General features: G+C 71.4%; 11 protein-coding genes. 1 reads left to right on the top strand and 10 read right to left on the bottom strand.

Annotated features, from left to right (window positions below):
• Window positions 1-173: 173 nt before the first annotated feature.
• The 8 genes from VF746_10320 to VF746_10285 all read right to left on the bottom strand — a co-directional run bounded on the left by VF746_10320 (window position 174) and on the right by VF746_10285 (window position 6,862).
• Window positions 174-503, bottom strand: coding sequence for an MmcQ/YjbR family DNA-binding protein (locus VF746_10320; GenBank protein HEX8692806.1), 330 nt, complete (start codon window positions 501-503; stop codon window positions 174-176).
• 59 nt (window positions 504-562) lie between these two features.
• Window positions 563-1,789 (bottom strand): bifunctional 3,4-dihydroxy-2-butanone-4-phosphate synthase/GTP cyclohydrolase II, encoded by a 1,227-nt coding sequence (locus VF746_10315; GenBank protein ID HEX8692805.1) that lies wholly within the window; start codon window positions 1,787-1,789, stop codon window positions 563-565.
• Window positions 1,790-1,912: 123 nt separating this feature from the next.
• Window positions 1,913-2,545, bottom strand: coding sequence for a riboflavin synthase (locus VF746_10310; protein HEX8692804.1), 633 nt, complete (start codon window positions 2,543-2,545; stop codon window positions 1,913-1,915).
• Between the two features lie 126 nt (window positions 2,546-2,671).
• The gene (gene ribD, locus VF746_10305; GenBank protein HEX8692803.1) at window positions 2,672-3,784 is read right to left on the bottom strand and encodes a bifunctional diaminohydroxyphosphoribosylaminopyrimidine deaminase/5-amino-6-(5-phosphoribosylamino)uracil reductase RibD; all 1,113 of its coding nucleotides are present in this window, start codon (window positions 3,782-3,784) and stop codon (window positions 2,672-2,674) included.
• A gap of 128 nt (window positions 3,785-3,912) precedes the next feature.
• On the bottom strand, window positions 3,913-4,533 hold the full coding sequence (locus tag VF746_10300) for a hypothetical protein (protein HEX8692802.1): 621 nt from the start codon (window positions 4,531-4,533) through the stop codon (window positions 3,913-3,915).
• Between the two features lie 235 nt (window positions 4,534-4,768).
• A complete protein-coding gene (locus VF746_10295; protein HEX8692801.1) occupies window positions 4,769-5,266 on the bottom strand; it encodes a DUF1572 domain-containing protein in 498 nt (165 codons plus the stop codon).
• Between the two features lie 42 nt (window positions 5,267-5,308).
• Window positions 5,309-5,671: an MmcQ/YjbR family DNA-binding protein gene (locus tag VF746_10290; GenBank protein HEX8692800.1), complete on the bottom strand. Its 363-nt coding sequence runs from the start codon at window positions 5,669-5,671 to the stop codon at window positions 5,309-5,311.
• Window positions 5,672-5,794: 123 nt separating this feature from the next.
• A complete protein-coding gene (locus tag VF746_10285) occupies window positions 5,795-6,862 on the bottom strand; it encodes a hypothetical protein (protein ID HEX8692799.1) in 1,068 nt (355 codons plus the stop codon).
• Window positions 6,863-7,143: 281 nt separating this feature from the next.
• On the opposite strand from VF746_10285, the gene VF746_10280 reads away from it, so the two are divergent.
• Window positions 7,144-8,256 (top strand): IS110 family transposase, encoded by a 1,113-nt coding sequence (locus VF746_10280; protein HEX8692798.1) that lies wholly within the window; start codon window positions 7,144-7,146, stop codon window positions 8,254-8,256.
• 329 nt (window positions 8,257-8,585) lie between these two features.
• Here VF746_10280 and purM read toward each other — a convergent pair whose 3' ends face one another.
• Together purM and VF746_10270 are read right to left on the bottom strand one after the other, a co-directional pair.
• The gene (gene purM / locus VF746_10275) at window positions 8,586-9,620 is read right to left on the bottom strand and encodes a phosphoribosylformylglycinamidine cyclo-ligase (GenBank protein ID HEX8692797.1); all 1,035 of its coding nucleotides are present in this window, start codon (window positions 9,618-9,620) and stop codon (window positions 8,586-8,588) included.
• Entirely contained in the window at window positions 9,613-10,536 is a 924-nt protein-coding gene (locus tag VF746_10270; protein HEX8692796.1) for a PfkB family carbohydrate kinase, read from the bottom strand. Before VF746_10270 ends, purM begins: the two co-directional genes overlap by 8 nt.
• Window positions 10,537-10,549: the final 13 nt, after the last annotated feature.

The following is a 10,549-nucleotide window of genomic DNA, read 5'->3' as shown; positions in this document are numbered from 1 at the left end:
CTCCGGGTCTGACTCAGGAACGGGCTCTCTCGCACCAATGAGCTTACCGACCTCTTTGCCGACGCCACCCGCCCAATTTATGCTCCCACACCCGTTTCATCCTCCCTGGTCGCGCGCAGCGCGGTGGTAGACTCAGGATGACAGCGTTGGAGTGCCCGCGCGGTATTCCACACTCACGCACTTCCCCTCAACCGCTTCGGCGCGGTCCGCCGCCACGCCTCGACGACGATGCCGCGCACGACGTCGGGGTCGGCGGTCTCCAGTTGAGCCGTGACCCAGCCGTAGCGCCCGGTGTAGTGGGCCACGGCGAAGGTTTCCGGGTCCGACGCGATCAGCATCGCCTGCTCCTGCGGCGAGGTCTTCACCCCCGCCTCCCGCCCGTCCTCCGAGAGCGTGGCGAAGATCTTGTCCCGCACCCGGAAGGTGGGGTGCCCCCACGTCTCCCGCTCCTCCGCCCCCGGGAGCGACAGCGCCACCCGCCGCACCTCCTCCGCAGTGATCATCGTACTCCCGTACTCTCGTACTTTCCGCACTTCGCACCCCGCACTTCGCACTTCGCACTTCAATCCGCCGCCTGCTCGTCCCCGCCCGGGAAGAGATGCCCCAGCTTCTCGCGCTTGGCGCGCAGGTAGTGGTCGTTGTGCGGGTTGGGGCGGATCCCCAGCGGCACCTGCTCCTCGATGGAGAGCCCGTAGCCGTCGATGCCGACGATCTTCTTGGGGTTGTTGGTCAGGATGCGGATCGACGACAGCCCCAGGTCCAGCAGGATCTGCGCGCCGATCCCGTAGTCGCGCAGGTCGGGGCGGAAGCCCAGCTTCTCGTTGGCCTCCACGGTGTCGAGCCCCTGGTCCTGCAGGTTGTAGGCGCGCAGCTTGTTCACCAGCCCGATCCCCCGCCCCTCCTGGCGCAGGTAGACGATGGCGCCCCTGCCCTCGGCCTCGATGGCGCGCATGGCCGCCGCGAGCTGCTCGCCGCAGTCGCAGCGCAGCGAGTGGAACACGTCGCCGGTCAGGCACTCCGAGTGCATCCGCACCAGCACGCCCTTTTCGCCCTCCACCTCGCCCTTCACCAGCGCCACGTGCTCGTGCTGGTCCACGTCGTTGTGGTAGGCGATCATCCGCCACTCGCCGTGCGGCGTGGGGATGCGCGCCTCGGCCTGACGGTGCACCAGCCGCTCGCGCTTGAGCCGGTACGCCACGATCTGCGCCACGGTGATGAACTTCAGCTGGTGCCGCCGGGCGAACTCCTCCAGCTCGGGGCGGCGCGCCATGGTGCCGTCGTCGTTGAGGATCTCGCAGATCACCCCGCCCGGCGGCAGCCCCGCGAAGCGCGACAGGTCCACCGACGCCTCGGTCTGCCCCACGCGCCGCAGCACCCCGCCCGGCCGCGCGCGCAGGGGGAAGACGTGCCCGGGCCGGCGCAGGTCCGACGGCGCGCTCGCCGGGTCCATGCACACGCGGATGGTCGTCGCCCGGTCCGCGGCGCTGATCCCGGTGGTCACCCCGAAGCGCGGCGCGGCGTCCACCGAGATGGTGAAGGCCGTCCCCAGCGCCTCGGTGTTCACGTCCGTCATCGGGCGCAGGTCCAGCTCGTCGGCGCGCTCGGGCGGCAGCGCCAGGCAGATGAGCCCGCGCCCGTGCGTCGCCATGAAGTTGATGATCTCGGGGGTGACGAGCGCCGCCGCGCAGACCAGGTCGCCCTCGTTCTCGCGGTCCTCGTCGTCCGCCACGATCACCATCTTCCCCTGGCGGATGTCCTCGATCGCTGCTTCGACGCTGTCGAACGGCATTTATTCAACTCCGGTGCGGTCGCCGGCATGATTCCAAGTGCCCAGGTTCTAGTGCCCAGTGCCCAGTAAACCTCACCGACCGTCGTTCCTGGGCACTTGGCTCTGGGCCCTGGGCACTGCCGTTCAATACCCCCACCCCCGCAACACGTGCTCGCCGCCGGCCGCCGGGGCGCCCAGCAGGTGCCGCACGTACTTGCCGATGGTGTCGCCCTCCAGGTTCACCGCGTCGCCCGGGCGCAGGTCCCCCACGTTGGTGTGCTCCAGCGTGTAGGGGATGATCGACACCTGGCACACGCCCGGCGCGGGCAGCTCGTTCACCGTCAGACTGATGCCGTTCAGCGTGATCGACCCGTGCAGCACCGTCACCGCGGCCACGTCCTCGGGCATGCGGAAGTCGATCAGCGTCAGCTCCTCGCGCGGGGCGACCGAGACCACCTCGCCCAGGCCGTCCACGTGCCCCTGCACGATGTGCCCGCCCAGCCGCTGCCCCAGCGCCAGCGCCCGCTCCAGGTTCACCCGCCGCCCCGCGCGAAAGGCCCCGAACGTGGTCCGCCCCAGCGTGGTCCCCACCGCCTGCACGGTGAAGGCGCCGTCCAGCAGCGACGTCACCGTGAGGCACGCCCCGTCGACGGCCACGCTGTCGCCCAGCCCCAGCCCGTCCAGCACCGTGCGGCAGGCGATGGTGAAGACGACGCCGCCCCCCTCCTCGCGGACGGACTCGACGGTCCCGACTTCCTCGACGATCCCGGTGAACAACGTCCGATGCTTTCCACTCGATCGACTGCGCCTCGCCGGGGCTCTCCCCGGCTCATCCCCGCCGCTCGCGCAAGACGCGGCCTTGCAGTCCGCGAAGGCGGACTTCGTGTGGTTGTTGCCGCGAATTCATTCGCCCGGCATCCCCGGCCTCGCCAGCGTCACCAGCGTGTCCGCGCCGAACGCCTCCGTCGACACCCGTCGCCAGCGCGCCGCGTCGCCGATCGGCGGGCTCTCCAGCGCGGCGAAGGGGTCGAGTCCCCCGGGGCCCAGGAAGAGCGGCGCGTAGAACAGGTACAGCCGGTCCACTAGCCCCGCGCGCAGCAGCGCGCCCGCCAGTCCGGCGCCGCCCTCGCAGAACATGGACCGGATCCCCGCTTCCCGCAACACTCCGAGCGCGCCGCGGAGCCCACCGGACGCCTCCAGCACCCGCACGCCGGCGCGCTCCAGCGCCTCGCGCCGTCCCGCCGGCGCGCCCGTGCGGGTGACGGCGTAGACCGGCACCTCGCCCGCCGTCCGCGCGAGCCGGCCGTCCGGCGGCAGCTCCAGGTCCAGGTCGAAGACGACGCGCGCGGGCGGCACCCGCGGCTCCACGGCGCCGCGCACGGTGAGGAGCGGGTCGTCCGCGAGCGCCGTCCCCGCGCCCACGGCGGCGGCGTCGTAGCCGGCGCGCAGGCGGTGCACCTCGGCGCGCGCCTCCTCGCCCGTGATCCAGGCCGACTTCCCGGCGCGGTCCGCGATCCGCGCGTCCAGCGACAGCGCCAGCTTGAGCGCGACGAACGGCCGCGCCGCGCCCTCGGCGGAATGGAGGTGGAAGAAGACGTGGTTCACGTCGCGCGCGGCCTCCTCCTCCACCCCGCCCAGCACCTCGATCCCGGCCTCGCGCAGCACCTCGCCGCCGCCCGCCGCCTTCGGGTTGGGGTCGTACGCCGCGAAGACGACGCGCCCGACGCCGGCGGCGACCAGCGCGTCGGTGCAGGGCGGCGTCTTCCCCCAGTGCGCGCAGGGCTCCAGCGACACGTACGCCGTGGCGCCGCGCGCCCGCTCGCCCGCGGCGCGCAGGGCCTCCACCTCCGCGTGGGGACGGCCGTACCCGGTGTGCCACCCCTCGCCGGCCACCTCCCCGTCGCGGACGATCACGGAGCCCACCAGCGGGTTCGGCGCCACGCGCCCCCACCCCCGCGGCGCGAGCGCGATCGCGCGCCGCATCCAGCGGACGTCCTCGGGCGTGGGCTCGCTCATGCGGGGCTCGCGTTCGGATCGGCAGGCGTCGGCGTGGCAGGAGAATACGCTTCCAGCGCGTTTCCGCAACAAAAAACGCGAGCGAGGCATCGCCTCGCCCGCGACGGCGGCTCGACCAGTCGGACGCGTTACGGCTTTCCCTTCCCGCCCGGGGCCGGCGGCGCGGCCGGGAAGGCGAAGGAATCGCGCACGCGGGCAAAGAGCGGCTGGTAGGCAGCGAACCTGGCTTCGGTGGCCGCGAACACCAGGGCGTAAACGACGCCGTCCTTGATCGTGAAGTGCACTTCCACCCGCGCGGGCTTGTCCAGCAGGTCCATGCTGCGGCCGCTCAGGTAGCCGCTCCGCTCGCCGGCGAAGGTCCGCACCTCGCGCACGACGTCCTGGAGCTCCGAGCCGTCCTCCTGGAAGCCCTTCAGCATCTCGTTCAGCATGGCGAACATGAGCGAGTCGGAGCCCAGGATCATGTTGCTCATGATGCGCCGCGCTTCGGCCTCTCCGACCGGGAGCCCCGACTCCTCCCCCGCCATCACGTCGCTGGCGGCCACGGCGACCATGGCATCACCGGTCGCAGCGCCCAGGAACTCCCCCTCCTGCTGGATGTTCCATCCTTTCGGCAACTGGACCCGGTAGGCGATGGGACTGCCCACGTGCGGCGTGAGCGGCGTCGAGACCGGCGCCGCCTGGGCGGGCAGCGCGGGCGCGAAGGCGAGCAGCGCGCAGGCGAGCGCGAAGATGGTGGATCGCATCATCAAAGGTCTTCGAGTGGAAGGGTCCGCTGGCGAGAGGAGTGCGAAAGGGACGCGCAGGCGAGCGCAAACGCGCTGCCTGCGCCGGGAAATCTCACCGCGGGACGGCTGGAGCGCAAGCGCCGGCGGCGCCAATACCTGGAGCCGCGAGCCGGTGGATGGGGAGAGGCGGGGACGCGGGGCGGAACCGGGCAGCGCTGCGGCAGCGCCTCCCGCCGCGCATCCATCGGACGCTCGCCTACCGCCTGCGCGGGATCGTCAGCGTCCGCCAGTCCGCGTCGGCCAGCTGCTTGGCCAGGTAGACGATCTGGCCGACGTGGTACGAGTAGTGGTACATCTGCCGCTCGATCGCCTCGATCACCGTGTGGGGCTCCTGCCGGATGGTGACCGTCCGCAGGAGGTCGTCTTCGCTGAGCGAGTCCAGCGCCCCGAAGAAGACGCGCCAGCCCCGCTCCCACACGGCCAGCAGCTCCTCCCGGGTCACCGAATCCACCTCGAACTCTCCGTCGCGGTCGCGGTCCGGCTTCTCCCCGTCGGTGGTGAGGAAGTCGGTCCAGCGGGAGACCATGTTCCCCGCCACGTGCTTGACGATCACGGCGATGGAGTTCGACTCCGCCCCGGGCGACCAGGAGAGCTGCTCGTCGCTCACCTGGGCCATCGCCCGGTCCGCGTAGCCCTTCGCCTCCGCGAACCGTGCCCGCACGACCCTCAGGTACTCGGTGCCCACGTCCGCCATGTGAAGACCTCCCCCGTTACGTGCTGTCGCGTCACACCGGCCTCAGCCGCCGACGAGCGCCTGGAGCTTCTTCGGCGCGACCATGCAGTAGGACTGGACCACCTGCGCCTCGACCTCCGCGTCGTCGACGTGGTCCAGCACGATCCCGATCCACCCCTTCACCCCCACGTACGGGGGCACGAAGTACTTCTCCGGCTCAGAGCCGACGAGGTGCTCCTGCACCCCCAGCGGCGCGTTGCACCAGAGGCAGTCGCGGCCCCCGCCATGGTGGTTGCCGGCGCCGGCGAACATGGCGAACATCTTCTTGCGCACGCGGAACGTCGGCTCGCCCCAGGCCTCCTGCTCCACCGCCTCGGGCAGCGCCAGGCAGATCCGCCGCACCCGGTCCAGGTGGTCCGTGCTCATCGGCAATCCTCCCCCATCCTGCAGCTCACTCCCGTCCTTCGTGGCCGCCGGTCCCGAGCGAAGAAGGGCCCCGGCGCGCCGGAGACCCTCCAGGACGACACGGCATCGTCGCGACGCTCCGGCCTACAGCGACAGCCTGAGGCCCAGGCTCCCGAAGAAGTTCCCCTCGCCGGGGTCGAAGTCGCTGGCCGAGGGGAAGCCCTGGATCGCGTCGCCGCCCGCCATCCACCCGCCCTCGATGGTGAACGTCGCCACCAGGACGGTGAACGAGGAGTTCAGGAACGCCGACCAGCGGCCGTTGTCCACCTCCACCTCGGGGCTGCGGCGCACCCGCGTGAGCGTGGGCGTCCCGGGGAGCCCCGGCTGCTCGTAGCGGAAGGCGTAGCGCACGTCGCTGTCGTACCTGTCGTAGCCGAGCCCGGCGGTGAGCCCGAATCCCAGCAGCCGCTTGCTCACCACCCCGCGGTAGCTCCAGTCGGTGAGGTCGAACTGGAACTCGCCCACGTCGCCCCGGTCGCCGGTGCAGATCCCGTCGCCGCCGCCGGGCGCCGGGCTCTCGCCGCCGGGGCACACCGCGCCGAAGCCCACCTTCCCCAGCCGCCGGTACATCACCGACACCGACACCCCCGGCGTGAGGAACGACTCGCGCAGGAGCCCCACGCGCACCCCCGCCCCGAAGGCGAAGTCCGGCGTCTCCTCGTCGAAGCCCTCCACCCCCAGCGCCCGGAACGGCAGCCAGGTGGCGCTCCCCAGCAGGTCGATGGCGCCCACGCCGCCGATGGTGGGCGCCACGCTGAAGCCCTGCGTGAGCCCCACGGCCACGTTGGCCCCCAGCGCCGGCGCCGGGATGCCCACCACGTCGTTGACCGCCTGCACGGCGCCGCTGGCGTTGTCGGCCACGATGTCGGGGAGCCGCGCGAACACCGCGTTCAGCCGCACTCCGGCGGTGACCCGCGGCACCCAGCCCAGGCGCACCCCGCGCGTGGAGGCGGTGCCCAGGACCGGGTTACCGCCGGCGATCAGGATGCCGAGCTGCGGCTGCGCCGACTCGGCCGCCTGCGCCACGGTCAGGCAGGTCTCCTGCGCCTGCGCCGGCAGCCCCGCGCACGACGCCGCGAGCTCGCTGTCCTGCGCCGCCGCCGGCCCCGCCGCGAGCGCGAGCGCCGCCATCCCCCACACGATTCGCTTCATCCCGTTATCCCTCAGCCCCGCGATCGACGTTCACCCCGGCGAGCCTCGTCCACTGCCGTTTAGAAACCCTGGATCGCACCGCTTCGACTGGGCTTCTGCGCCACCGCGGGGAGCCCCCCTCCCCGGCCCTCCCCCCGCTGCGCGGTGGGAGGGAGAACTACCAGCCTCTCGCGACGAATCCGCCTCCGCGCCACCTCCCGAGCCTCGCGCGCACCGTCCCCCGCGTCCACACCGATGCCCGTCAGCGAGGCTTCCTGCCGTTGATACTTCCAGAAAGGAGAGTGCAGGCCGAAGGTGAGGAGCTGTCTACTCCGATCACTTCTCACCAGGAGGAAGCGATGATGCTCCACGCAATCGACCTGCACAAGACCGTTCTTCAGATCGCCTCGACGCCGGCCGACGGCAATCGGGTGATCGCGGAGAAGCGCCTGCCCGCCACCGAGGCCGCGCTGGCGGCGTACCTGGCCCAGTGGCCCGCGTCGCGGCACCGGATCGTCGTCGAAGCGACCGGCGGCTGGTACTGGATCGCCGACTTCTGCCGGACGCGCAAGATCGAGCTGACGCTTGCGCATCCCTGGAAGCTCAAGGCGATCAGCGAGGCGAAGGTCAAGACCGACGGCATCGACACCCATACGCTGCTGACGATGCTCCGCCTGGACCTGATCCCCAAGGCTCACCAGGTCTCGCCCGAGCGGCGCGAGCCGCGCGATCTGCTGCGCCTGCGGCTGCGGCTGGTCCAGAAGCGGATCTCGTCGCTGAACAGCATCGCACGCCTGCTGGAGAAGTTCAACCGCAGCTCGGTCGAGGAGCTCCCCGAGCTGGTCCAGCTCCAGGCGCGCTTCCACCAGGAGCAGATCGCCACGCTGGAGCGGCAGATCCGCGCGATCGTGAAGACGCTGCATCGCCGGCTCGTCGCCGACGAGGACGTGCAGCGCCTGCTGCGCATCCCGGGCATCGGCAGGATCAACGCCTTCACCATCTACCTGGAGATCGACGACATCAAGCGCTTCCCGGGCGTGAAGAACTTCTTCTCCTACGCCCGCCTGGTGCCGGGGGCCGACAACTCGGCGCACTCGGTCCGCAGCAAGCGCTCGCGGGTGGGCAACCGCTACCTGAAGCTCGCCTTCAGCCACGCGGCCGTGCGCGCCATCCAGCTCTACCCGGAGATCCGCGACGCCTACCGCAAGCGGCTGCGCAAGAAGAACAAGGCGCTCGCGCAGGCCTGGGTGCGCAAGGAACTCGGGCGCATCGTCTACCACGTCCTCAAGGACCGCCGCGACTTCGCCGGCGAGTTCCGCGGACGCAAGCTGAGCCGGACGAAGACCTCGCAGTGGCCCCTCCGGGCAAGCCCCCCGCGGCAACTGGCTCCGGCAGGATCGGAACCGCGCCATTGATTGGGAAGCCCGGTGTGGTGCCCGGCTCGTATCTGGCCGGCTCCGCAGTGCTCGGAGCCACCGTCCGCTCGGACGGCAGTCGCCCCTATGGTGTGTGGCCGCCACTGCCACGGTAGATACCTTCGGGTACCGGCCGACTGCGTAACTCCGCTCTGAGAGCGGAGATCGAACCCTGGAGCAGGGCAAACATGCGAAGAACTTCGTTCTTCGCTATCAGGCGATTTTTATCAAAATCACAGAAAACCCATCGCCCTTGACAGGAACCTTTCTTATGGTGTTGCCGCGGCTTCAGCCGCCTTCGGACCCGAATGCCACCCGACGTCCCACCCTCAGTCCAGCACCACCTTCCCCTCCCCCCGCACCACCTCCCCCGCCACCCACGCCCGCTCCCCCGCCCCGTTCAGCTCGCGGACCGCGGCCTCCGCCTCCTCCGGCGGCACCACGGCCACCATCCCGACCCCCATGTTGAACGCGCGGAACATCTCCCGCTCGTCCACCCCGCCCTCGCGCTGGAGCACGCGGAAGACGTTCGGCACCTCCCAGGTCGAGCGGCGGAAGCGCGCGTCCAGCCCCCCGGGGAGGATGCGCGGCACGTTGTCGAGCAGCCCCCCGCCCGTGATGTGCGCGAGGCCATGCACCACGCCGCGCTCGATCAGCGGCAGCAGCGGCCTGAGGTAGGAGCGGTGGACGCGCAGCAGCACGTCGGCCACGCTGCCGTCCTCCCCCGGGAAGGGGTCGTCCACCCCGAGCCCCATGCGCTCGAAGACGATCCGCCGCGCCAGCGAGTAGCCGTTGGTGTGCAGCCCGTCCGAGGCCAGGGCCACCAGCGCGTCCCCCGCGCGGATCGCCGCGCCGTCCACCACCCGGTCCTCCTCCACCAGGCCCACGATCGTCCCCGCCAGGTCGTACTCGCCGGGCGCGTAGAAGTCCGGCATCTCCGCCGTCTCGCCGCCCAGCAGCGCGCACCCGTTGGCCCGGCACCCGCGCGCGATCCCGCCCACGATCGTCTCCACCACCCCCGGCTCCAGCCGGCCCACGCCCACGTAGTCGAGGAAGAAGAGCGGCCGCGCGCCCTGCACCAGCACGTCGTTCACGCAGTGGTTGACCAGGTCCTCGCCCACCGTGCCGTGGCGCCCGGCCAGGAACGCGACCTTGAGCTTCGTCCCCACCCCGTCCGTGCTGGCCACCAGGACCGGGCGGCGGGCGTCGCGCGGGACGCGGTACAGCCCGCCGAACGAGCCCAGCTCCGAGAGCGTGTCGGGCGTGGCCGTCCCGCGCACCAGTTCGGCCACGCCCTTCAGCGCCTCGGCCGCCGCGTCGATGTCGACGCCCGCCGCGCGGTACGACAGGCCCGCTTCAGACACCGGCGTCCACCGGCAGCTCGAACACCGTCATCTCGCGGAACGCCCTCACCCGCTCCTCCACCTCGTCGGCCGAGAGGTCGCGGAAGCGCTCCACCGAGAAGCGCTCCACCGCGAACGAGCCCAGCGCCGAGCCGTAGACCATCGCCCGCCGCAGGTCGCCCTCCTCGGTGCGGCCGCACTGCGCCAGGTGCCCCATGAAGCCGCCCGCGAAGGCGTCGCCCGCCCCCGTGGGGTCGAACACCTCCTCCAGCGGGTACCCGGGGACGAAGAACGTCGAGTGCGGGGTGAAGAGGATCGCCCCGTGCTCGCCCTTCTTGATGATCAGGTAGCGCGGGCCGCGGTCCAGGATCCAGCGCGCCGCCCGCGCCAGGTTGTGGTCGCCCGAGAGCTGCCGCGCCTCGGCGTCGTTCACCAGCAGCAGGTCCACCCGGCCGAGCAGCTCCAGCAGCCGGTCGCGCTTGATGTCGATCCACAGGTTCATGGTGTCGCAGGCCACCAGTTTGGCCTGGTGCACCTGGTCCAGCACGTTGATCTGCAGCTCGGGGTCGATGTTCCCCAGGAACACCCAGTCGGCGTCGCGGAACTGGTCGGGGATCTTGGGCGCGAAGTCGGCGAACACCCCCAGCCGGGTCTCCAGCGTCTCGCGCGAGTTCAGGTCGAAGGCGTACCTCCCCGTCCAGCGGAAGCTCTCGCCCGGGGCCTGCTCCAGCCCCGCCAGGTCCACCCCCCGCTCCGCCAGGAAGGAGAGCGCGTCCAGCGGGTAGTCGTCGCCCACCACCCCCACCAGCTGCACCGGGCAGAAGAGCGAAGCGGCGGCCGAGAAGAAGGTGGCCGAGCCCCCCAGCGCCTCCTCCGCCCGGCCGAAGGGCGTCTCGACCGTGTCGAGCGCGACGCTGCCAACCACGAGTAACGACATGGAGTTATGAGGT

Source organism: Longimicrobium sp. (assembly GCA_036389795.1).
Classification (GTDB): domain Bacteria; phylum Gemmatimonadota; class Gemmatimonadetes; order Longimicrobiales; family Longimicrobiaceae; genus Longimicrobium.
This window is presented reverse-complemented; position numbering and strand designations above follow the sequence as displayed.

Bases quoted from the DNA above. Each gene is read 5' to 3' on its own strand.
- VF746_10320 (HEX8692806.1), bottom strand. From the start codon at position 503: ATGATCACTGCGGAGGAGGTGCGGCGGGTGGCGCTGTCGCTCCCGGGG.
- VF746_10290 (HEX8692800.1), bottom strand. From the start codon at position 5,671: ATGAGCACGGACCACCTGGACCGGGTGCGGCGGATCTGCCTGGCGCTG.
- VF746_10315 (HEX8692805.1), bottom strand. From the start codon at position 1,789: ATGCCGTTCGACAGCGTCGAAGCAGCGATCGAGGACATCCGCCAGGGG.
- VF746_10270 (HEX8692796.1), bottom strand. From the start codon at position 10,536: ATGTCGTTACTCGTGGTTGGCAGCGTCGCGCTCGACACGGTCGAGACG.
- VF746_10300 (HEX8692802.1), bottom strand. From the start codon at position 4,533: ATGATGCGATCCACCATCTTCGCGCTCGCCTGCGCGCTGCTCGCCTTC.
- ribD (HEX8692803.1), bottom strand. From the start codon at position 3,784: ATGAGCGAGCCCACGCCCGAGGACGTCCGCTGGATGCGGCGCGCGATC.
- VF746_10285 (HEX8692799.1), bottom strand. From the start codon at position 6,862: ATGAAGCGAATCGTGTGGGGGATGGCGGCGCTCGCGCTCGCGGCGGGG.
- VF746_10295 (HEX8692801.1), bottom strand. From the start codon at position 5,266: ATGGCGGACGTGGGCACCGAGTACCTGAGGGTCGTGCGGGCACGGTTC.